Source organism: Natrinema pallidum DSM 3751 (assembly GCF_000337615.1).
GTDB lineage: Archaea > Halobacteriota > Halobacteria > Halobacteriales > Natrialbaceae > Natrinema > Natrinema pallidum.
Genome location: NZ_AOII01000094.1, coordinates 1 through 22,456 on the forward strand (window position 1 = coordinate 1; position 22,456 = coordinate 22,456).

The 22,456-nt window shown below is 58.3% G+C and carries 22 protein-coding genes and 2 pseudogenes; 14 read left to right on the top strand and 10 right to left on the bottom strand.

Going from position 1 to position 22,456, the window contains the following annotated elements; genetic code table 11:
* Positions 1–153 precede the first annotated feature (153 nt).
* From C487_RS19780 to C487_RS16320, 4 genes and pseudogenes are all read left to right on the top strand, one after another.
* Positions 154–345 (top strand): annotated as a pseudogene (locus C487_RS19780) (TATA-box-binding protein); the annotation flags it as partial.
* 58 nt (positions 346–403) lie between these two features.
* The gene (gene icd / locus C487_RS16310; protein WP_006186931.1) at positions 404–1,666 is read left to right on the top strand and encodes an isocitrate dehydrogenase (NADP(+)); all 1,263 of its coding nucleotides are present in this window, start codon (positions 404–406) and stop codon (positions 1,664–1,666) included.
* A gap of 84 nt (positions 1,667–1,750) precedes the next feature.
* Positions 1,751–2,152: a hypothetical protein gene (locus tag C487_RS16315; protein WP_006186932.1), complete on the top strand. Its 402-nt coding sequence runs from the start codon at positions 1,751–1,753 to the stop codon at positions 2,150–2,152.
* A 130-nt stretch (positions 2,153–2,282) separates the two neighbouring features.
* Complete coding sequence (locus C487_RS16320; RefSeq protein WP_006186933.1) at positions 2,283–4,256, top strand: aconitate hydratase; 1,974 nt, start codon at positions 2,283–2,285, stop codon at positions 4,254–4,256.
* Between the two features lie 431 nt (positions 4,257–4,687).
* Here the strand turns inward: C487_RS16320 and C487_RS16325 are convergent, their stop codons facing one another.
* The 3 genes from C487_RS16325 to C487_RS16335 form a co-directional block, all read right to left on the bottom strand.
* The gene (locus C487_RS16325; RefSeq protein ID WP_006186934.1) at positions 4,688–5,689 is read right to left on the bottom strand and encodes a histone deacetylase family protein; all 1,002 of its coding nucleotides are present in this window, start codon (positions 5,687–5,689) and stop codon (positions 4,688–4,690) included.
* A 426-nt stretch (positions 5,690–6,115) separates the two neighbouring features.
* Positions 6,116–6,355, bottom strand: coding sequence for a UPF0058 family protein (locus C487_RS16330; protein WP_006186935.1), 240 nt, complete (start codon positions 6,353–6,355; stop codon positions 6,116–6,118).
* 122 nt (positions 6,356–6,477) lie between these two features.
* Positions 6,478–7,311, bottom strand: coding sequence for a ZIP family metal transporter (locus C487_RS16335; RefSeq protein WP_006186936.1), 834 nt, complete (start codon positions 7,309–7,311; stop codon positions 6,478–6,480).
* A 252-nt stretch (positions 7,312–7,563) separates the two neighbouring features.
* Here C487_RS16335 and C487_RS16340 point away from each other — a divergent pair, with 252 nt between their 5' ends.
* On the top strand, positions 7,564–8,340 hold the full coding sequence (locus tag C487_RS16340) for a formate/nitrite transporter family protein (RefSeq protein WP_006182459.1): 777 nt from the start codon (positions 7,564–7,566) through the stop codon (positions 8,338–8,340).
* Positions 8,341–8,541: 201 nt separating this feature from the next.
* Here the strand turns inward: C487_RS16340 and C487_RS16345 are convergent, their stop codons facing one another.
* Positions 8,542–8,823 (bottom strand): DUF202 domain-containing protein, encoded by a 282-nt coding sequence (locus C487_RS16345; RefSeq protein ID WP_006182460.1) that lies wholly within the window; start codon positions 8,821–8,823, stop codon positions 8,542–8,544.
* Between the two features lie 116 nt (positions 8,824–8,939).
* Between C487_RS16345 and C487_RS16350 the strand changes: the two genes are divergently transcribed.
* Together C487_RS16350 and C487_RS16355 are read left to right on the top strand one after the other, a co-directional pair.
* Positions 8,940–9,578 (top strand): IMPACT family protein, encoded by a 639-nt coding sequence (locus tag C487_RS16350; RefSeq protein WP_006182461.1) that lies wholly within the window; start codon positions 8,940–8,942, stop codon positions 9,576–9,578.
* A 71-nt stretch (positions 9,579–9,649) separates the two neighbouring features.
* Positions 9,650–11,908 carry an NADP-dependent malic enzyme gene (locus C487_RS16355; RefSeq protein ID WP_006182462.1) on the top strand — a complete coding sequence of 753 codons (2,259 nt, stop codon included), beginning with the start codon at positions 9,650–9,652 and terminating at the stop codon, positions 11,906–11,908.
* A 438-nt stretch (positions 11,909–12,346) separates the two neighbouring features.
* Here C487_RS16355 and ilvD read toward each other — a convergent pair whose 3' ends face one another.
* Positions 12,347–14,086 (bottom strand): dihydroxy-acid dehydratase, encoded by a 1,740-nt coding sequence (gene ilvD, locus C487_RS16360; protein ID WP_015299350.1) that lies wholly within the window; start codon positions 14,084–14,086, stop codon positions 12,347–12,349.
* Positions 14,087–14,651: 565 nt separating this feature from the next.
* Here ilvD and C487_RS22255 point away from each other — a divergent pair.
* Genes C487_RS22255 through C487_RS16365 form a run of 3 tightly spaced genes read left to right on the top strand, consistent with a single transcriptional unit; the run spans position 14,652 to position 16,640 of the window.
* Positions 14,652–15,155, top strand: a complete 504-nt coding sequence (locus C487_RS22255) for a DUF7260 family protein (RefSeq protein ID WP_434783259.1) — start codon at positions 14,652–14,654, stop codon at positions 15,153–15,155.
* Positions 15,100–15,342, top strand: a complete 243-nt coding sequence (locus tag C487_RS19795; RefSeq protein WP_206538385.1) for a hypothetical protein — start codon at positions 15,100–15,102, stop codon at positions 15,340–15,342. Before C487_RS22255 ends, C487_RS19795 begins: the two co-directional genes overlap by 56 nt.
* Positions 15,343–15,395: 53 nt before the next feature.
* Positions 15,396–16,640, top strand: coding sequence for an ArsB/NhaD family transporter (locus C487_RS16365; RefSeq protein WP_006186937.1), 1,245 nt, complete (start codon positions 15,396–15,398; stop codon positions 16,638–16,640).
* A gap of 14 nt (positions 16,641–16,654) precedes the next feature.
* On the opposite strand, the pseudogene C487_RS22095 reads toward C487_RS16365, so the two are convergent.
* Positions 16,655–17,083, bottom strand: a pseudogene (locus C487_RS22095) (winged helix-turn-helix domain-containing protein); the annotation flags it as partial.
* Positions 17,084–17,131: 48 nt separating this feature from the next.
* Here C487_RS22095 and C487_RS16375 point away from each other — a divergent pair.
* Genes C487_RS16375 through C487_RS16385 form a run of 3 tightly spaced genes read left to right on the top strand, consistent with a single transcriptional unit; the run spans position 17,132 to position 19,953 of the window.
* Positions 17,132–17,347: a heavy-metal-associated domain-containing protein gene (locus C487_RS16375; protein ID WP_004048661.1), complete on the top strand. Its 216-nt coding sequence runs from the start codon at positions 17,132–17,134 to the stop codon at positions 17,345–17,347.
* Between the two features lie 4 nt (positions 17,348–17,351).
* A complete protein-coding gene (locus C487_RS16380) occupies positions 17,352–19,271 on the top strand; it encodes a heavy metal translocating P-type ATPase (RefSeq protein WP_006186939.1) in 1,920 nt (639 codons plus the stop codon).
* 28 nt (positions 19,272–19,299) lie between these two features.
* Positions 19,300–19,953 carry a hypothetical protein gene (locus C487_RS16385; protein ID WP_006186940.1) on the top strand — a complete coding sequence of 218 codons (654 nt, stop codon included), beginning with the start codon at positions 19,300–19,302 and terminating at the stop codon, positions 19,951–19,953.
* A gap of 154 nt (positions 19,954–20,107) precedes the next feature.
* On the opposite strand, the gene C487_RS16390 is transcribed toward C487_RS16385, so the two are convergent.
* Both C487_RS16390 and C487_RS16395 read right to left on the bottom strand, forming a co-directional pair.
* Positions 20,108–20,641 (bottom strand): hypothetical protein, encoded by a 534-nt coding sequence (locus C487_RS16390; RefSeq protein WP_006186941.1) that lies wholly within the window; start codon positions 20,639–20,641, stop codon positions 20,108–20,110.
* A gap of 132 nt (positions 20,642–20,773) precedes the next feature.
* Positions 20,774–21,022: a HalOD1 output domain-containing protein gene (locus tag C487_RS16395; RefSeq protein ID WP_049908218.1), complete on the bottom strand. Its 249-nt coding sequence runs from the start codon at positions 21,020–21,022 to the stop codon at positions 20,774–20,776.
* Between the two features lie 120 nt (positions 21,023–21,142).
* Between C487_RS16395 and C487_RS21590 the strand changes: the two genes are divergently transcribed.
* On the top strand, positions 21,143–21,406 hold the full coding sequence (locus C487_RS21590; protein WP_006186943.1) for a hypothetical protein: 264 nt from the start codon (positions 21,143–21,145) through the stop codon (positions 21,404–21,406).
* 122 nt (positions 21,407–21,528) lie between these two features.
* Here the strand turns inward: C487_RS21590 and C487_RS20455 are convergent, their stop codons facing one another.
* Both C487_RS20455 and C487_RS20460 read right to left on the bottom strand, forming a co-directional pair.
* Positions 21,529–21,858 carry a hypothetical protein gene (locus C487_RS20455; protein ID WP_152422525.1) on the bottom strand — a complete coding sequence of 110 codons (330 nt, stop codon included), beginning with the start codon at positions 21,856–21,858 and terminating at the stop codon, positions 21,529–21,531.
* A 40-nt stretch (positions 21,859–21,898) separates the two neighbouring features.
* Entirely contained in the window at positions 21,899–22,225 is a 327-nt protein-coding gene (locus tag C487_RS20460) for a hypothetical protein (RefSeq protein WP_050052093.1), read from the bottom strand.
* Positions 22,226–22,456 lie beyond the last annotated feature (231 nt).

A 22,456-nucleotide genomic window follows, 5' to 3' on the forward strand; every position in this document is an offset into this window, starting at 1 on the left:
AGGAACTCAGAGGGAAACAGTGTAGTGAGCCGACGCATAATCCGAGATGAGGAGTCCTTGTCGTGCACAGACTGGACTTCCTCATTCCTTCCGAAAGGTGCCTCGATAAGCCGCCGCTATCACGCGGTTTCTCGCTTAACTAAAGACGGATGACCTGAGCAATTCCCCGGCCTCGTGTATCGATTGACGTCACCACCGGTCGTTGTGTTGCTCTTCGGAAGCGGGAAACTAGTGATTACAGGCGCCAAAACGCGGGATAATGCACAGAGCGCGCTTGAAACGGTACATTCTCGACTCAGGGAGCTCGATTTGCTCAACAATCCCTGGGACGGTCTCTATCAATAGCTGAGTCAGACAGAGGAAACACAGGTCTTTTGCTACTTGCCCTCGCACGCTGAGGGGAATGACCAACGACAGAATCGACGTTCCCGATAGCGGTGAGAAAATCACGATCCAGAACGCCGAAACCGACGAGCTGTCCGTTCCGGACAATCCGATTATCCCGATCATCTACGGTGATGGCATCGGTCCAGACGTCGCCCCTGCAGCCCAGACGGTACTTACCACGGCAGCAGAAGAAACGGGCCGCGAAATTAACTGGATGCGGCTCTATGCCGGCGAGAGTGCCCGCGACAAGTACGGTGAGAATCTCCCCGCAGAAACCATCGACGCAATCAGGGAATTCAACGTCGCTATCAAGGGACCGCTTACGACACCGGTCGGCGCCGGCTACCGCAGTTTAAACGTCGCGCTGCGTACGGAACTCGATCTCTACACGAACGTCCGGCCGACCTATTATCTCGATGGCGTCCCGTCGCCTGTCAAGAACCCGGAGCAGATGGACATGGTCAACTTCCGGGAGAACACCGAGGACGTCTACGTCGGTATCGAGTGGGAAGCCGAGACTGAGGAGGTCCAGCAGGTTCGCGAATTCGTCGAGGAGGAGATGGGCTACGACGAGATGATCCACGACGGTCCTGTCGGGATCGGACTGAAGCCCATCTCCGAGTTCGGTACCAAGCGGCTGGTTCGGAAAGCCATCGACTACGCCCTCGAGAACGACCGCGATTCGGTCACCCTCATTCACAAGGGCAACATCATGAAGTACACCGAAGGGGCGTTCCGTGACTGGGGCTACGAGGTCGCAGAAGAGGAATACGGTGACGAGGTCATCACGGAAGACACGCTCTGGGAGGAACGCGATGGGGAGGCCCCCGAAGACGCAGTGGTCGTCAACGACCGGATCGCCGATAACATGCTCCAGCAGCTGCTGACTCGCACCGACGAGTACGACGTCCTCGCGATGCCGAATCTGAACGGCGACTACCTCTCGGACGCGTGTGGCGCCCAGATCGGTGGGCTCGGTATCGCACCCGGTGCCAACATCGGCGATGGACGGATCCTGGCCGAACCGGTTCACGGTTCGGCTCCGAAGTACGCCGGTCAGGACAAGGTGAATCCCTCGGCGATGATTCTCTCCGGACGCATCATGTTCGAATACCTCGGGTGGGACGATGCTGCCGATCTCATCCGTGACGCTGTCGAAGCCACAATCTCGGAAAAATACGTCACGTACGATATCCACCGGCAGATCGACGGCGGTGAGAAGGTCGCGACCAGTGAGTTCGCCAATCGGGTTGCTGAACACATCGAAATGCTAGCCTGATCCCATACCCAACAAATGGTGAATCCCAGTTGTTGGTGGTGACGGCGGATGAATAACGGTTAATCGGAGCGGTTGAACGCTACAATGGAACTCGAGCTTCCATCGGGGTGGAGCCAGCGACCCGAGGAAGAGCAACAGCGCTCAGCTCTGGTGGAATTTCAGTGCACTCCGTCCACCACGACGACGTTTATTGTATCTCTCCTTCAGCGATCAGCGGATGCTGAAGAGTACACGCTCCAGCTCTCGACGATCAATCGAACAGCAGCAACTCAGGTCCGTCACGACTACTCACTCGAGGAATACAGCACACAGGATGCGGCACTGACAGCAGCTGAATCCCTCATCATCTCTCTCGATACCCGATTCCGCGACGGAACCATCTCGCCTGCAGATCCCACGCTCGAGGAGATAGACGAGATACGCCAGGAAGCCACGGACACCCATCGATTCCCGCGTATCCGACGGTTCTTTCGCCGCCTCGGTTGAGATGAGACCAGCAGAGTGAAAAGCGCGACAAATACGGGCAAAACGCTGGTATAGCCATCAGAGACGGTTTCAGCTGACGATAGGCGGCAGACGCGGGGTTTATGCTCCCACACTCTCGACGACTATACGTATGGGACAGACGCTTACAGAAAAGATTCTCGACAACCATCTCGTCGACGGGGAACTGACTCCTGGCGAGGAAATCGGCATCGAGATCGATCAGGTACTCACACAGGACACGACTGGGACGTTGGTCTGGCTCCAGTTCGAGGCGCTCGACCTCGACGACGTCCAGACAGACCTCGCCGCACAGTACTGTGATCACCAGACGTACCAGTTCGACTTCAAGAACACGGACGACCACCGCTTCCTGCGTTCAGCCGCGGGCACGTTCGGCGCGCACTTCTCGCGCCCGGGGAACGGTATCTGCCACAACGTGCACAAGGAGAACTTCGCCGCGCCCAGCAAGACGATGCTCGGGTCGGACTCGCACACGCCGACGCCTGGCGGCCTGGGCGAACTCGCGATCGGTGCCGGTGGGCTGGACGTGGCTGTCGCCATGGGCGGCGGCGCGTACTACATCGACATGCCCGAAGTCGTCAGCGTCCGTCTCGAAGGCGCGTTGCCGGAGTGGGCCACAGCCAAAGACGTCATCCTCGAACTGCTCCGTCGCCTGTCGGTCAAGGGCGGCGTCGGCAAGGTGCTCGAATACACCGGCCCCGGCGTCGAGACCCTGACCGTCCCCGAACGGACCACCATCACGAACATGGGAACCGAACTCGGTGCGACCACCTCGATTTTCCCGAGCGACCACCAGACACAGGACTACCTCGAACGCCTCGGACGCGAGGACGACTTCGTCGAAATCGGCCCCGACGAGGACGCCGAGTACGACGACGAGATCGTCGTCGATCTCGCGGATCTCGAACCGCTCATCGCCACACCGTCGATGCCTGACAGCGTCGTTCCGGTCTCCGAAGTCGCGGGGACGACGGTCGATCAGGTCATGATCGGCTCCTGTACGAACGGCGGCTACGAGGATATCCTCCCTGCTGCGAAGATGCTGGACGGGCGAACCATCGAGAAGAAAACCGAGATGATCGTCGCGCCGGGCTCGAAGAAAGCCTCCGAAATGTTGGCGCGGCAGGGCTGGACGGCGGAACTGATGGCTGCTGGCGTCAACTTCTCGGAATCCACGTGTGGTGCCTGTATCGGTATCGGCCACGTGCCCGCCTCCGACTCCGTCTCGTTGCGAACCTTCAACCGGAACTTCGAGGGGCGCTCCGGTCTCGAAGACGACTCGGTCTACCTCTGCTCGCCGGAAGTCGCGGCCGCAGCCGCGATCAAGGGCGAAATTATCGATCCACGAACGCTTGCCGAGCAGCTGGACGACCTCGAAGCTCCCGGCGTCGAGTTACCCGAGACATACATCGAGAGTTCCGACGCCGATCTGATCGCGCCCGATGAGGCGGTCGACGACGAGCTCATCAAGGGGCCGAACATCGCCGACGTGCCGCTGAAAGATCCGCTAGAGACGGCGGTCGGTGGTGAAGCGTTGTTGAAGATGGGAGACAACGTCACCACGGATCACATTCTCCCGGCGACCCAGGACGTCCTGATGTACCGGTCGAACATCCCAAAACTCTCGGAATTTACGCTCTCGCGAATCGACGAGACGTTTTCCCAGCGTGCGCTCGAGGCTGATGGCGGCGTCCTCGTTGCTGGGGAGAACTACGGACAGGGATCCTCGCGCGAACACGCCGCTCTCTGTCCGATGTATCTCGGGGTTGAGACTGTTCTCGCCCAGAGTTTCGCCCGAATCCACAAGGCGAATCTCTTCAACTTCGGCATCGTCCCGCTCGAGATCGACGAGGACACTTACGAGCGAATCGAGCAGGGCGACGAGATCGAAATCGTCGACAATGCCGCCGACGCTGTTCGCTCCGGTCAAGAGGAGTTCACCATCCGTGTCAACGGCGACTGGGACGCGTCCGGGCACCTTGACGCATCCGAGCGTGAACGAGAGATTCTCGCGGCCGGTGGGAAACTCTCGCACACGAAGATGCAACACGACGAGGGCGGCGCCGCTCCGGCCGACGACTGATTCGGTATTCCCTGAGTCGTTCTTTTGGGAGGGCCGGAACTCGCGCGTAGTCTTCCATTGACCAAACTACTAAGCCAACTCTAAATAATCAATAGACACTAGGAATGCCTCACCGACATCAGACGCTTGAAATCAACGGACAACTCATCTGGGGCGGTCAGTCTCTATATCATACTCGAACGAATGAGGTCTTTTGGTATATGGGTGTAGAGGATGGCCAGGTCCACTTAGAGGGCCTCCAAGATACACTCGAGCTATCGTTGGCTGTTTTCCGAGAGAAAGTCTCAGTCGGTGACTTCGAAATCGAACGATGACAGAATGATAATCGTCCCGTTGCGTCGATTCGAATAGCGAGCTGTCTCCACTTGTCGCGTCGCTCAGACCACACGGAAAATTGGCCGAGAGAGGTGGGTTCATCCTCTTGAATTCGTCTACTCGAATTGTGTTATGAGGCTATCAATGACGTTGCGAGCAGCGTCAGATACCTCACAGTCTTCCGTAGTTGGCTGATAGCCACTGCAGACGTCATATACCACCTGGATGCTTTCGGAGAGTGTATCGAGACTGTAGCCGCCTTCGAGCACAAACCCCAGAGCAGCACCGGTGCTGGCCGCAATCTCTCGAACCTGCTGGGTCAGTAAGCCATACCCGTCGGTTGAAACGGACATCCGCGAAATCGGATCATATCTGTGTGCGTCGAAGCCGGCACTCACCAGAAGCAAATCAGGATCGAACGCGAGTAGTTCGGGGCCGACCACCTCGTCGATCGCAGTGAGATAACCATATTCAGTCGTTCCAGGTGGGAACGGCACATTCAGTGTCGTCCCCGTGCCGTCACCTGTGCCGGTTTCTTCAACGAAGCCAGTGCCTGGATAGAGTCCGTCCTCGTGGAACGAGACGTAGAAGACGCTGCCGTCGTCGTAGAAGACCTCCTGTGTCCCATTCCCGTGATGGACGTCCCAATCGATGATTGCCACCCGCTCAGCGGTCCCGGCATCGATGACGGACCTGGCAGCGATTGCGACGTTATTGAAGAAGCAAAAGCCCATCGCGTCATCTTCGACAGCATGGTGACCCGGCGGCCGGCCGAGTGAGAACGGAGGAAATCGCTCGGTTCGTCGGTCAAGGGCCGTTTTGGCGGCCCACTCGGCAAGACCAGCGCTGGCGAGGCTTGCCTCCCACGTGCTCTCAACAGCGACGGTGTCGGCGTCCCAGTTCCCTCCGCCAGACGCACAGAACGATTCGAACTCGGCGACGTAGTCCTCGTCGTGCACCGCAAGAATACGGTCACGTGTCGTTGGAGCCGCGTCGACGTACTCGACGTCGTTGTAGTCTGAAAGTGCCCGCCGAATGGCCCGCAGTCTGTCCGAGTTTTCGGGATGACGTGGCCCTGTTTCGTGGTCGAGGCAGGTTTCAGAATACCCGAATTTCATATATAACCAGCTTCGAGACGGGAGTGATGTCCATGATATGAGTGGGTTCGTCCATTGCGTCTCTGGTTCACCGATCTGGTCAGCACATCATCGTGAACCTGCCATCGTGGGTTCCCGTACGTCGTTCGGGTACTCTGCTGGCTACCGACCGTGTGGGGAATCACCACCGTTCTCCGGATTCGCGAAGCTGATAACTCAGTACTCATAGTACTATTCAGGCAGATAGCCTGCTTAAGGGTTTCCGAACCAGTTACAGGCCCAGTCTCTGCGATGAAATCTTCGGTCACGATCGTCGTATTTGGAGGGAGATCTCTTGCCCGAACACCACGGTGATCCGATATAGGGACTTGTCGCCACGCGAAGCGGTCATTGCGTCAGACGCAGCTAAGTACTGTCGGGTGTACCGCTAGAACATCGCTCAAAGAATCAGTCGGCAGTTGGAGCGACCGGTTCGGTTTCTGAATCCATCTCCATGTCGGACGTGATATCCCGTGCGAGCGCAAACATAGCAGCCTTGTGGTCGTCTTTCGATTTGTGGATCGACGTTGGTCGGGTATCGAGCGTCTCGTACTCGGTGAGTTCAAGATCGCCTGATATCCGTGATTCGTACTGTTCTAATACTTCTGCCAGGAGCCCATGGAGGTGCAGGAACGCTTGCTTATTCATTACTAAATTCGGCTTTCGATTCCAGACCTATAGTAGTATTCTGTGTCGCGTTACCATACACCTTGCTCAGACGGTATAGCGGTGCTATCTAGAACCTCGTCCTGTTTTGCGATCGGCTGTATTTAGCCCAAACTGACGTCAAGATACAGCATCACGATGACGCCAGCCATCACCCCGAGTGTGGCGGTCCGCTCGTAGCCATGCGTATGAGTCTCGGGGATGATTTCGTCGGAGATCACAAACAGCATTGCGCCCGCGGCGAACCCCATCGCATACGGGAGGAGCGGCTCGACAACATTAACCGCCAGGGCACCCAGCACCGCGAGCGGGATTTCGACGATTCCCGACCGCAACCCAGCGAAGACGGCATAGGAGCGACGATCGAGCCCAGCGTTGATCGCCGCGACCGAGACGGCAAGCCCTTCAGGAATATTTTGGATGCCGATCGCCAGCATCAACGAAATTGCATTATCAATGTCCCCAGAGCCGAACCCGACGCCGACTGCCAGTCCTTCTGGCATATTGTGAAGTGTAATCGCTAAAATGAACAGCACGACGGGAACCAGTCGTTCGTTAGCGACTGGGAGGGACGTACTGGGGTTGGCCTCATCTGCCCGTCTGCGCCCGGTCAGCAAGTAGTGTGCGTGTGGGACGAGCCGGTCGGCTTGATCGAGAAAGATGACGCCGAGTACGATGCCGACCAGCGTCGGAATCGGATTTCCGCCAGAATATTGCTCGATTCCGGGGATGATGAGGCTCGTGAAGGCTGCGGCCAGCATCACACCGGCTGCAAACCCGAGGGCACCATCGAGCGTCCGTTCTGACGGGTCGCGCCAGACGAACACCAACAACGCGCCGAACAAATTGAGTCCCGCGATAACGATGCCACCGACAAACCCCTGGATTACGGGGTTTTCACCAGCGACTCGAACAAATAGCTCAGCTACTGAAACCATCGAGTTAGTATCTGATTCACGTTCCCGGGGATAAATATCCCGTTGTTGGTGTGGATTTGTACGACCAAGCCCGTCACAAGACTCGTCACAACGTCACGGGCCCATCCCCGTTTGAGGACAAGCGTCTCGACCCACTGCGGAACTGCGAGAGGAATCTCGCGGAAAGATAGGAACCTTTGGATACCACCTTGCTCAACGATACGGTACAGACGTGCATACGTACATGAACACGAAATTGAGAGGTGCCGCTGCATGAGACAGACCCCAACGCGCGAGGTCCTCGAGTTGTTGATCGACGGCGGCCTCAACGAGATCAACCGCCAGACGTCCGGCCTGTTACTCTCTGGGTTCTCGGCTGGTCTCGATATTGGATTCGGCCCGCTCATGATGGGCGTGGTACTGACACTCTCCCCCGGTGGCTTTGGGGACCTCCCGACGGAGTTACTCATGGCGAGCGTGTACTCCATCGGGTTCCTCTTCGTCATCCTAGGTCAATCGGAGCTGTTCACCGAACACACCACCCTCGCCGTGATGCCTGTACTCGACGGGCAAGCAACGATGCGGCAGCTCACTCGGCTCTGGGGACTGGTCTACGTTGGGAACATCGTCGGCGGGGTCGTGTTTACACTCCTCGTCGTCGTTCTGCTCCCAGGCCTGGGAGTCGTTACACCGGCCGCCTTCGAAGCAATCGCGTCGAATCTTGTCTTCGCTGACGTACAGCGACTGTTCGTCGGTGCGGTGTTCGCCGGGTGGCTGATGGGGTTGCTGGCCTGGCTGATCACCGCCGCTCAGGAGACGACGAGCCAAATGATCGTCATCTGGGTCATCACTGCGATGATCGGGATCCTGCACCTGCCGCACTCTATCGCGGGGAACGTCGAGGTGCTCTTTGGTGTGTTCACCGCATCATCGATCTCTGTCCTGGACTATCTCGAGTTCGTTCTCCTTGCGACGGTCGGAAACGCATTCGGCGGCGTGACGTTCGTCGCTCTGCTGAAATACGGCCACGTTGTTCGAGGAGCTGAGTAACGAGTTTGCCGTTGAAGTCAGAGGATATTCTGGTGGATTGGAGTTGTGCCTGGGTTAAGCGACAACCGCTTAGGGGTTGTTACCCTGGATGCCGATACACTTTCGGGTTACAGCTCTTATCAGTCGGAGAACGGCAGTTCAGCGTGGAATACCGCGGGGAAAAGGGACTGATTCTGACACCGAAACGAGGCAGGTCCGTTGCTATCCGTTCCGATGGAACGGACGTTCGATATCGTCGAGGAGATGGCTAACACGCTGATTGCTCCGAAGGTACGATATCCCGCTGGTAGCAAGAAATACAATACCAACGAGAATGAACGCCGTCCCGACGAAAGAAAGTGAGTCACCAAATAACCCGAGGACGGCTGCTCCAAAGAGAAACGAGGCGAAGCCAGTTCTGATATGGGCCAGGATGGTCCGCTCGCGTGCTAGCCGGGTCCTTTCTTGTGCAAGTTCCAGCTGAACGTCCGCTTTTTCGACCATAGGTCACGAATGAACCCCTCGTGGATGAAATTATGGATAGCCAATCGATGGTGTAGAGATGATGTAATCTACTTTTGAGCGACAGTGATTTCCAGAACCACAGTCATGATTACCGTATGGCTGATACCTATCGGACTGTCGGCGGCCGTGGTCAGACACGGTTCACAGTCCAGGGATCGGAGTTTATCGGCCATGTCGCCCCGGCGGAGTCGGTTGACGCCGCGGAGTCGTTCATCGAGGAGATCCAGGAGGAGTACGACGACGCGACACACAACGTCCCGGCCTACCGCGTGCCTGCGGAACCGACAGCCGGAGGGTCCACAGATGAGGGATTCCTCCGGGAGTACGCGAGCGACGCTGACGAACCCTCGGGATCGGCCGGGAAACCCGCTCTAAACGTCCTTCAAGGCCAGGAGTTGCGAAACGTGGTCGTGGTCATCACCCGCTACTACGGCGGGACGAACCTGGGTATTGGCGGACTGGCTCGGGCCTACGCCCGGGCGACGACCGATGCCATCACGGACGCTGGAGTGATTGAGGAGCGTCCCCACGAACGGTTCGCCATCGCCGTCGCATACGATGACTCTGGGACGGTTCGTTCGATCTTGGAGAGTGCTGACGTCGAGTTCGATGCCGACTACGAGGCGGACGTTCGGTTCACGGTTCGGGTTCCTCTCGAGACGGCAGCGGACCTCCGCGATAGGCTCCGTAGCGCAACCAGCAATCGAGTCCAATTCCCTGATCAGGGGCGTTAGGGGACTGACACCACTGAATACTGGCACAGGAAGATAGGCACCTTTTAGCCGATACGTAAAAACTCTGTACTATGGGATTAGACGAGGACTCTCTGGAGTACCATCGAACGCCGCCAGCCGGGAAGATCGAGATCTCGACGACGAAACCAACGAATACACAACGGGATCTGAGCCTAGCATACTCGCCAGGTGTCGCTGCCCCGTGCCGCGCCATCCGTGACACCCCGGCAGATGCGTTCACCTATACGGCGAAGGGCAATCTCGTGGGCGTCGTTTCGGATGGCAGTGCGGTCCTCGGATTAGGCGATATCGGTGCACAAGCCTCGAAACCCGTCATGGAGGGGAAGGGCGTCCTGTTCAAGCGCTTCGCAGACATCGACGTCTTCGACATCGAACTCGATGAAGCTGACACAGACGCGATGAGCCGTGCGATTGCCTCGATGGAACCGACCTTTGGGGGAATCAACCTCGAAGACATCAAGGCCCCCAAGTGTTTCAAACTCGAAGAGCGACTCCGCGAGGAGCTAGATATCCCTGTCTTCCACGATGACCAGCACGGGACGGCGATCATCAGTGGTGCGGCACTGCTCAACGCCGCCGCTATCGCGGAGAAACGCCTCGAAGATCTCGAGATAGTCTTCTCTGGGGCGGGTGCTGCTGCCATCGCAACAGCTCGCTTTTACGTCTCACTCGGTGTCTCTCGGGACAATATCACGATGTGTGATTCATCGGGGATCATTACGGAGCATCGCGTCGAGACGGATGGCGTCAACGAATATAAACGCGAGTTCACGCGCGACGTCTCCGACGGCGACCTCAGCGATGCGATGATCGGCGCGGACGTGTTCGTCGGGCTGTCGGTGGGCGGTATCGTCGATCAAGCGATGGTTCGATCGATGGCGGACGACCCCATCATCTTCGCGCTGGCAAACCCGGATCCTGAGATCGACTACGAGACGGCTAAGGAGGCTCGCGATGACACCGTGATCATGGCTACGGGCCGATCGGACTACCCGAATATGGTGAACAACGTGCTCGGGTTCCCCTTCATCTTCCGGGGGGCACTCGACGTGCGGGCTACCGAAATCAATGAAGAGATGAAGGTCGCCGCCGCTCGGGCCCTCGCAGACCTCGCCCGCCAGGACGTCCCGGATGCCGTTGTCAAAGCCTACGGCGATCAACCGTTGCAGTTCGGGTCCGAGTACATCCTCCCCAAGCCGTTAGACCCACGGGTTCTGTTCGAGCTTGCGCCCGCCGTTGCGCGAGCAGCGATGGAAAGCGGGGCCGCCCGCCGCGAACTCGACCTCGAGGCGTACGTCGAAGAACTGGAGGCCCGACTCGGGAAGTCCCGGGAGATGATGCGGATCGTATTAAATAAGGCGAAAACTGCTCCGAAGCGGGTCGTCTTGGCCGAGGGTGATAACGAGAAGATGATCCGGGCGGCCGCCCAGCTCGTCGAACAGGGTATCGCCGAGCCCGTGCTCGTCGGCGACCGCAATCGCATCGAAACGATTATCGAGACGCTGGCGCTCGACGTCGACCCCGAAATCGTCGATCCTACAGAGACCAATCTTGACCCGTACGCTGAGCGACTCTACGAACTCCGGCAGCGTAAGGGCATTACGCGCCGCGAAGCACACACACTCGTCCAGGATAGCAACTACCTGAGTTCGGTCATGGTCGAGATGGGTGATGCCGACGCAATGCTCACCGGGCTCATGCATCACTATCCGTCGGCACTGCGCCCACCGCTCCAGGTCATCGGTACCGCCGCTGACACCGAGTACGCGGCTGGCGTCTACATGCTCACGTTCAAGAATCGGGTCGTCTTCTGTGCCGATGCGACCGTCAACCAACAGCCCGACGAGGCAGTGCTCGCGGAAGTGACCAAACACACGGCGGAGTTAGCCCGGCGGTTCAATATCGAGCCGCGGGCCGCCCTGCTGTCGTACTCGAATTTCGGCTCGGTCGACAACGAGGGGACGCGCAAGCCTCGCCGTGCGGCTGCCAGCCTGCGCGAGGACCCCGATGTCGATTTCCCTGTCGACGGCGAAATGCAGGCGGACACTGCCGTCGTTGAGGATATCCTCCAGGGGACCTACGAGTTCGCCGACCTCGATGACCCGGCGAACATCCTGGTGTTCCCGAACTTGGAAGCGGGCAATATCGGATACAAACTGCTCCAGCGGCTCGGCGGAGCCGAGGCGATCGGTCCGATGCTCGTCGGGATGGACAAGCCAGTCCACGTCTTGCAGCGTGGCGACGAAGTCAACGACATCGTAAATCTGGCGAGTGTCGCGGTCGTCGACGCACAGCAGAGAATTATGTGAGCACATACCAGGTATCTGAGCGATGGATGACACGAGCGCAGGGAAGAGTTGCACATGAACTGCCCGCTCCACTGGCTCCCCACGCATTAATGTAGCGGAGTTTTTTTTTTTAATATCTCCCACGAACATGTGGGGTATGTCCAAACCACCAACGGGACAATCAGCCCGGTGTCCCGAGTTTAATGCGGAAGCTATGGCGATAATCCCACAGAATAGCTTCCTGATCAAGTCAGAGGAGAACGCCGATGGAAAGGCATGGGTTAATTGTCGCGAATGTGGCGAACGATTCCTCGCTTTCTTTCAATTCAAGGAGTGAGACTTGTTCTTGTTATTTGTTCGTTACTGGTATTTCATGATAGTGATGATTGGAAGCTACTCGCTAGCTGCGTCGAGAACTCCGGCTTGCGAACAGGCCGGGCAATTCTAGCTTCGATCCTGTTAGTTCTCGCGCTTGAGGCTGGGATTCGTGACGGCGCCGTTTGCCGCCGACCCGAACGCGAATCCGTACTTTGCCAAAACACCAGATGGATAGGGGGGATCAGGTTGCTCCCAGTCGTCGAGTCGGCCCTCTAGCTCGGAGTCCGAGAGATCCACGTCGATCGATCGGTTCGGGATATCGATGGTGACGTGGTCGCCGTCTTCGAGGGCGGCTATCGGACCACCAACGTAGGCTTCGGGGGCAACGTGACCGATCATCGGTCCCCTCGTTGCACCGGAGAACCGGCCGTCCGTTAGCATCGCGACGTCGTCTTCGTGGCCGGCACCGACCACGGCGGCGGTGACGCCGAGCATCTCCCGCATCCCCGGGCCGCCCTGGGGCCCCTCGTTGCGGATGACGATGACGTCACCCGATTCGATGTGGCCGTCTTGGACGTACTGCATGGCAGCTTCCTCGGTTTCGAAGACCCGTGCTGGCCCCTCGTGATGGAAATTGTCGTCTGCGGTCACCTTGAGGGCTGCACCGTCGGGCGCGATGTTCCCCGTCAAGATCTTGATCGCACCCTCGTCATGAATCGGCTCCTCGACCGAGTACAGGAAATCAACATCGATCTCCTCGTCTGGTGGCAGATCGAGTTCATCGAGTTCTGCTTCGATCGTCCGGCCCGTCACTGTCAGTGCGTCGCCGTGGATCAACCCGGCGTTCAGTAGTCGGCGGAGGACGACGGGGACGCCACCGATTTCGTGGAGGTCGTTCATGACGCGTTCCCCGCCGGGCTGGAGATTTACGATCTTGGGTGTGCGCCGAGAGATACGGTCGAACTCCTCGATCTCGAGGTCGATCCCGGCTTCGGCGGACAGCGCGAGCAGGTGTAAGATACCGTTGGTCGACCCCCCGATCGCGACCTGCAGCGCGATCGCGTTCTCGAAGCTCTCCTTCGAGAGGATGTCGGATGGCTTTCGGTCGTGTTCAACGCAGTCGAGCACGAGTTCACCGGCTCGCCTCCCGACAGTATACCGTTCCTCACTCTCAGCGGGCGCGCTGGCAGATCCGAGCGGGGCAAGCCCGAGCGCCTCGCTCAGCGACGCCATCGTGTTTGCGGTGAACATCCCACCACAGGAGCCGGCACCGGGACAGGCGTGGCGCTCGAGGTCGTCGAGGTCGTCCTCGGACATCTCTCCTGAGGCGACCGCCCCGACACCCTCGAAGACGTTCTGGATCGTTACCTCGCGGCCGTCGTGTTCGCCAGGCATAATCGATCCGCCATAGAGGAACACGGACGGTAAGTCGGTTCGGATCGCCGCCATCATCATTCCAGGGAGGTTTTTGTCACACCCAGCGACGGTAACGAGTGCGTCCATGCGTTCGCCGAAGGCGACGAGTTCGACCGAATCGGCGATCACCTCCCGTGAGATGAGCGAGGCTTTCATGCCTTCGGTCCCCATCGAGATCGCGTCGGAGATTGTGATCGTCCCGAATTCGATCGGCATTCCACCAGCTTGGTCGATGCCGTCGATCGCGCTGTCGGCCACGTCGTCAAGGTGGACGTTACACGGTGTGATATCTCCTGCAGGATTCGGGATGCCGACCATCGGCGAGGTTAGATCCTCGTCGTCGTATCCCATCGCCCGAAACATAGCACGGTGCGGGGCACGTTCGACGCCATCAGTCACCTCGCCGCTGCGCAGGTCTGCTGATTTCTGTCGATCCGACTGTTCGGACGCTAGCTGTCGGCTCATAAGGGGAGTCTGTATCGGAGGGGCTTAATAGGGTCGTCTAGACGCGACGCCACTCAGATATCTATATCGAAACTGGCGATTGTTATTTTGGTGGCCAGAATTTGACGCGGAGGGTTTGACAGAGATATTATAGTAAGAAGTTATAATCATTAAAAATATAAAATTTATCGATATACTCGGCCCTTCTAGTCAGAATTTATTGTTCAAGCGAGTATCGCTTCCGAAGACACCTTATCTAAGGGCGATCTCGCCGTAGTCTACCACTGAATCAGCTATGGGGGAAAATATCGGAACAATCAACAACGATATATGGCCAGTATTGCTCATTATCAAGCTAATTTACGGTTGTACCAACTGAAACAGGACTCAGGCCTGAATAGCTAACAATTATAAATTTTCATTCCGTAATCACATATACCAGTTAAAAGAGAACGACCGATACATCAGTATCAGTAATTGATGTAATAATGAGAATTGATAATATAGTCAATTAGGAGCTAGGTGATGAGCTTGAACGCAGGCGAGATTGATCGAGATGCGAACGCATACCCCCGCCTTCCAGTGAGTGACGAGCGTTCCGACACAACGCGGAGGAGGTCAATACCGGATCGAAGGCGGGAAGATTGACCTCATCCCCTGGGAAATCAGGGCATGGATCGTCGACGCGAACGAGATATCGTTGACCGGCGTCGGCTTCGACTCACTGCAACAGCGGCACGAAACGGTGGCAAGCTATCGCGACCTCTGTGAGGATGTGGCTCGCACTCGACAGCAATTCCGTCGGGGAACGACGAACAACGGTTTGACGCCGGCGTCCGCCATCTTGATACAGCGAAGGAATCCCGTCCTTCACGTGAGTGACGAGTGTTCCGACTGGTCGGAACCGAGGAACGAACAGGCGGGAGCGAATCGCGTAAACTCCGTGTGGCAATTCACCGACTACACCACCGATGACTCCCTAGAGTTGTTCCACCATATAAATAACTTTTATACTTTCGTAAATATAAATACATATGGTAACTGTCGAGTTTCGACGTCCTGCCGTCGTGAAACTCGACGTGGGCGATGATGCTCACCAACTCCTTCAACAGACGATAGACCGCTTCAAACAGGCCGCACAGATGGTTGCAGACGACGGCTGGAACGGCACAGAAGACGGATACATCGTCACGTCAAAAACTGAGCTACACGACCGGACGCGTCACCGACGACTCGCGAGGCGTCTGCCAGTTGATGACCCCAGTAGAGGATCGTAAATCCAGACCGAAATCTGGTGGGTTCACAAGGATACTGGACTGACTGTCGCTGAATGGTCTCCGAAACACTGGTGACTGGCTTGGTCGGCCTCACGTTCGGCCTGCTCTTTTTTCGCCAGATTCGGGTGTATCCGCTCACCCGTGCCGTCACGGCGGCAACCGGGGCGGTGGTCGTCGTCGCCCTCGGGGCCACATCACCGGAACAGGCGCTCGCGAGCATCGATACCGAGACGATCCTGCTTCTGTTCGGGATGCTCGCACACGTCGAAGCGCTCTCTCGAAGCGGCTTCTACCCATGGGCAGCCACACTCCTCGTGCGGCGGACTGGGACCGTTCGGCGACTCGTCATCGGCACGCTCTGGGTCGCCGCCGGATTGAGCGCGCTCGCACTCAACGACGCGGTCGTCCTGTTGATGACGCCCGTATTGATACAGGCGGTCAAGGGGACGGATACGACGCCGACCGGACCGCTGATTGCGGTTATTCTCGGGGCGAACATCGGTAGCCTCGCGACACCACTCGGTAACCCCCAGAACGCGTACATTCTAAGTCAGAGCGGCCTCTCGACCGTCGCGTTCGTGAAGACGCTGGCTCCGGTCGCGTTCGTCTCGTTGCTCGTGGCAAGTCTTCTCCTGGCCGTCCAGTACGACGGGACGGCCGTCCGATCGACGGTATCGCTGCCTGACCTCGATCGACAGTGGGCGCTCTCTAGCGGTGGCTTTCTGCTCGCGACGTTCGTACTGTTGGCTGCGTTCCCGTCGACGAACGCGGGCATCGTTGCAGCCTCGATGGGTGTGCTCCATCTCGCGTGGCTGCAGCTGTTCCGAAAAGTGCCCGGAAACGACATTCTCGCGGAGATGGACTGGGGAATTCTCGTCCTCTTCGTGGGACTGTTCGTTCTCGTCGGGAGTCTCGAAGGCACGACACTGGTGGACCGGCTCCGTGCAGTCGATAGCGGGATCGGGTTCGCTGGCGTGATCTTTCTACTCTCGAACGTCGTGAGCAATGTCCCGGCGGNGCTCCGTGCAGTCGATAGCGGGATCGGGTTCGCTGGCGTGATCTTTCTACTCTCGAACGTCGTGAGCAATGTCCCGGCGGTCGTGCTGCTATCGACGACAGTCACCGACCCGCAGTCGTGGTACTTGCTGGCCGCGGTGAGTACACTCGCCGGGAACGCCACGCCCGTGGCGAGTGCTGCGACGTTGATCGTTCTGGATCAGACGAGTCGCCGTGGGGTCGACATTTCGGTCGGACAACTTGTTCGAGTCGGCTTCCCGACGTCGTCATCGGAGCACTGACGCTAGCCGTCATCATTGTAGTACTTCGTCGTCCCACCACGCCCCTCCTCGAAGCGAACGACGTCGACGAGGCCCGCATCCCGGAGCTCGTTGATGTGATGGCGGACCGTGTTCTCCGTCCGGTCGATGCCGCGATCGTCGAGGCGTTCGTGGACCTCGGTCGCAGTTAGGGCTTCCTCGGACAGAATGTCGAGGACCATCGCCCGCATCGGCTCGTCGATGGCGTCCGAAATCCGAGTGTCTCGCACCGCGATGTCGTCGAGACGGTGGTCGGTATCGGAATCACTCATACGAGAACTGAGCGCGAGCACGCGGGAAAAGGTAGCGGGGCAGGAGTCGGGTAGGTGTCTGTCGAGGTATCCAGTACAGGATGGACCCGCGATAGCGAAAGCCCTAGACGACCCGTTTGACTGTTCCAACGACCCGTATCCGAATTCAAACATATCATCTAAAAAATACTTATTGAGGTACGGGCACTATCTCAAACTGTAATGAGCGACACAACCCAATTCCGCGTCCTCGACTTCGACTGCCCGACCTGCGCGAGTACCGTCGAACGCGCCCTGTCGAACGTCGACGGCGTCCAGCACGTCGAAGTCCACTACGCGACCGGCCGCGTCGAGATCGAGTACGACGACAGCGTCACTGACCCCGACGCCTTCGCAGAGACCATCGAAAACCAGGGGTACACTCCCCAGCCCGCCTAACACTATGAACAAACAATCGATCACGCAGTACTACCGGAACCACCGGAAGGCCATCGTCACGGCGACGAGCGGCCTGCTGTACGGCGGTGGCTGGAGTCTCGGCTACCTCACGAGTTTCGAGATGGCAAGCGCCGCCATCCTCGTCCTCGCGACGGTCGTGGGTGGCTACGACATCGCCAAGACCGCTTACCACGAGGTCACCAACCGGACGCTCGGCATCAAGACGCTGGTGACGCTGGCCGCCATCGGTGCTATCGTCATCGGGGAGTACTGGGAAGCCGCCGCCGTCGTCTTCCTGTTCAGCCTTGGCAGCTACCTCGAAGGCCGGACGATGCGGAAGACCCGGACGGCACTTCAGGAGCTACTGGAGATGACGCCCGACACGGCGACCGTCCGTCGCGACGGGACACTCCAAGAGGTCTCCGCCCGCGATGTCGAAGAGGGCGAAGTCGTCGTCGTAAAGCCGGGCGGGAAGATCCCGGTCGACGGAACCGTCGTCGACGGCGAGAGCGCAGTCAACCAGGCGCCGGTCACCGGCGAGAGCGCGCCCGTCCACAAGGCCGACAGCGACGAGGTGTACGCCGGGACGGTCAACCAGGAGGGCGCGCTAGAAATCCGGACGACGGGAGCGGGATCGGATACGACTCTCGAACGGATCATCCGTCGCGTCGAGGAGGCCCAGGAGGCTCAGTCGCCCACGGAGAGTCTCATCGACCGGTTCGCGAAGTACTACACGCCGGCCGTCATTGCCCTGGCTATCGGCGCGTACGCGGTCACGCAGAACGCGATCCTGTCGCTGACGCTGCTGGTCATCGGCTGTCCGGGCGCGCTGGTCATCGGGCCACCGGTCAGCATCGTCTCGGCCATCGGTAACGCCGCCCGGTCGGGCGTGCTGATGAAGGGCGGCGAACACCTCGAACGCGCCGGCAAGATCGATCTCGTCGCCTTCGACAAGACGGGGACGCTCACGAAGGGCGAGACCACCGTCTCCGACATCGAGGGGTTCGGCGTCGCCGCCGCCGACGTCCTCTCGCTCGCAGCGACCGCCGAGAAGAAGAGCGAACACCACCTCGCGGACGCCATCGTCGACATGGCCCGCGAACGCCAGACGGCTGCGACGGACGGTGGAGCGACGGTCGCCCAAGCGGACGATACGGACGTGGGGCGCAGGTCGGTCCCCGATCCCGACGACTTCGACGTGGTCGCCGGCAAGGGCGTCATCGCCCATGCCGATGGCCAGGAAGTCGTCGTCGGCAACCGCGCGCTGCTGGACGACCGCGACGTCGATGTCCCCGATCGGGTCGCCGACTACGTCCGCGAGCGTGAGGGGCGCGGCGAGACAGTCGTCCACGTCGTTCGGGACGGGGACATCATCGGCGCGATTGCGATGCGGGACGAGCTCCGGGAGGCCGCTCCTGGGGTCGTCGCGGCGCTCCAAGACGCTGGCATCGAGACGGTGATGCTCACCGGCGACAACGATCGGACGGCCGCTGCCGTTGCCGAGGAGGTCGGTATCGACGAGTACCGTGCCGAACTCCTCCCCGAGGACAAGCAGTCCGTCATCGAGGGCTACCAGGCCGACGGCCACGTCGTCGCGATGGTCGGCGACGGCATCAACGACGCGCCATCGCTGGCCACTGCCGATGTCGGCATCGCGATGGGTGCTGCGGGAACGGACACCGCTATCGAAACGGCTGACATGGCGTTGATGGCCGACGACCTCGAACGCATCCCGTACGCGGTCAAACTCAGCAAGGCGACGCGCTGGAACGTCCTCGAGAACGTCGGGATCGCGGTGCTGACCGTGACCGTCCTCCTCGCGGGCGTGCTCACCAGCTACGTCACCCTCGCGTCGGGAATGCTGGTCCACGAGGCCAGCGTCCTCCTCGTCATCCTCAACGGGATGCGACTGCTCCGCTACTGACCACGAGACACGATCACAACCACAACTCATGACATCGAATTCGACTGCGACTGACACGACCCAGACGAGAACCAATTGGCAGGTCGACTACGACGTCGAGCCGATCGAAATCCGCGACCCCGTCGCGGAGGCCCTCGACGTCCTCGAACCGGGCGAGCCGTTCGTCATCGCTTATAGAGACGCGGTGAAAGAGGCAGGACACTCCTGTCCGACTGCCTCGGGCGCCTACCGGATCGTCCAGCTCGGGCTCGACGCCCTGTATCCCGACGACTATCCAGTCCGGAGCGAAATCGAGGTCCAGACGGCCGGCCCGCAGGAGGATGCTGCGTACGGCGTGATGAGCCGTATCATCTCGTACGTGACTGGCGCGACCGGCGATGACGGATTCAGCGGGCTCGCCGGCGGCTATGGCGGCCGCCGCGACCTCCTGTGCTTCGACGGGTTCGACCCGGACACGGCGGACCCGACGTTCCGGTTCCGGCGAACCGACACGGACGAGACCGTCGAAGTGGCCTACCACGTCAGCGACGTTCCTAGCGGTGGACCCGCAATCGGGAACCTCCAGAGGATTCTCGACGGATCGGCAAGCGACCAGCAACGGGAGGCCTTCGCTGACGCTTGGCACCGCCGCGTGCAGGCTGTTCTCAGAGACGCCACCCTATTCTCCGTCGAAGGGGTATGAACGCGGCGGTGTACCCCTCACACTCGTAATGAGAGTTACCGCGATATACTGTTGGGCTCCTTGGGTACCTTGGTAGCGCCATCACCTAACTCGCCGACATCGATATGAGAGTACCCCACGCAAACCATCCCCTCAGAGTTGTCCAAGTATCGAGCTACAACCGCCAACCCAAATACTCAAACAAGAATCTCGCCCATCCCGCGTCAACTGCCATATGGAGCAAGGTAATAACGGCGAACGACGAGTTCTCGGTCAGGGCGCGAAACCGTTGTTCGGACAGTTCGAGCTCGTGTTCACGTGCTTCGAAACCGGTCGCATAGTAGCCGAGCAGGATTCCTGCAGCCATAAAGAGACCGACGTCATTAAGAACGAGAACAGTCGGCTCGCCGGCGGGTACTTGTTCGAGTGAGATGATGAATAGTACCCAGACGGTGACGGCCACGCCGACGAGTGCGCCACCAAGAATCCACATAGCCAGCTGAATGATACGGTCGGTTGGATGTGTTCGTGCCAGCCAAGTTCCGCCAATGATGAGGCTAACTCCGACAATAAACGGAAGTGATACTTCGATAAAATCCACGACAAGGTTGTTGGTATCAGTTATCGCGCGACCCAGAGTAAGTAACAGAAGGACAAACCCAAGGACAGTGACCGACCACTGGCTAGCCACGCGATACACCAGGTTCATTCTTATATAATACGACTTGGTGACCACTTAACAGACGTGGTCACCGGGTTTCGGTGCATTCGTCGATCAACATAGGTGTGCGCGGATCGTAGCCGGATACACCACTTAGCAGGCAACCGACTACTGTGGCTCCTATTCTTCCGATTCGTCGGTCAGAACGTCGACGCTGTCCGGTGTGACAGCCAACCGAATTCCGTCGACCGTGAACCGTACTTCTACGTCTCCATATGGCGCGTTCACGAGCTGGTCAAGGGCGTCAACGTCGACGTAATCCTGGAGCTGGAAGGCGTCGGCATCGAGCCCACGCGCCTCCAGCGTCTCAATAATATCGACAAGGAGATCATTCGGCTCGGCCGGGCTGTCCACTGGTGAAGAACTCATCTGTACGCTCAGAATGTCGGATGGCAGCCGTTTAAAGGTTTGTAGTCAACTACAGAAGCGTTTAGCTTTGCTACTTGACGTAGCGCGTTCGAGATAGCGTCGGCGCAACCACAAGCGATTATGCGCTTTGATGCTGACTGGATGTCTCGCGCTGATGATCGAATTCTGGAACATCTCGCTGAAAAGGGCCCCGACACTCCCAAGGAAATGGCAGATAGCGGTCGCGTTCGCTTTTCTCGCCAACACATCAACGCTCGCTGCAAAACGCTAGTAGCCTACGGGCTTCTTGTCCACCTCGGTAACGGTGTCTACGACATAACCCGAGAAGGGGAACAGTACCTCAATGGCGATCTAGACGCTCGAGAATTAGTACGTGGAGGATAAATTCCCTCTTCTGGAGCTTGGAGTCAACAGGGCAGCGTAATTCCGAGTGGTAACTAGGTTGAGGAACGATTCCAATGCGAGTCTCATATAGAACCTCCTACGGAACAAAGTGGAATATGAGCCTACAGAGAATCGGTGACGACAGGTGAAGCTGGCCTTGCGATGCGAACGTTAGATAGCGGAATCACCATAGATGAGAGGCAGTCGGTTCCGTTCACACCAGAGTCCAACAGTATTTTGAGCGGCTTGCACCCGTAGACCGCTTCGTTCCAGATAATGCGTCTGGATTCTCCCCTGTCACACAGGAATATGCCCAGAAGCGCCGGATACAGATCATCAAGGTTCGCACATAGTACGCTAATATCCGCACTCTTCACACTCCCACCGGTACCCCTCACTACGTCTTTTATCACTAACCGGCACTTGTAGAGATCCGCATCGGTAGCACTCATCAAAATTATCGTCGGGGAACGCCTCCTCGAATTCGTCAATTCAAGCCTCTAACTGCCGTCGTCGTGTGGATTTTCTAAACCCTTCGTTCGAGTCCAAGATTCTCTTATCCAGTTCGTTTGCCTCCTTCCGCCAATCCGCTAACGATTCTAAGAACTCATCTATCGAGCTACTCTCTTCGAGATCCTCAATACAGTCCTCTATGGCTTTCCGTTTTATATCTGGTTCTGCGCGTTCACGGGCAGCATCCCAACTCCCTTTGTAGAAGCTGTCTTGCTGTTCTTTAATTTCCTCAGGTCTATCCTCCAGTTCACCAGCTTCCTTACGCCACTCCTGACAAAGAGAGTCTACGACATCCGATACACTCATATCAAGAACTGTGTTTTCAAATGAAAGAATCCGGGTGAAAATACTGCTCTACCCTGCCTAAGCGAAGACTGCTAACTCCGGTGACTCCAGCTCCCATTCGCAGGCTTCACCAGCAAATAAATCGTTCTCGTCGATGAGAAATACGTACGTGTTTACCCCGAGGTCTCGACAGCCGGCACAGCGTGAGCCCGTGAGAGCATCTCATTGCTGCTGATGACTCGACGAAGCTCT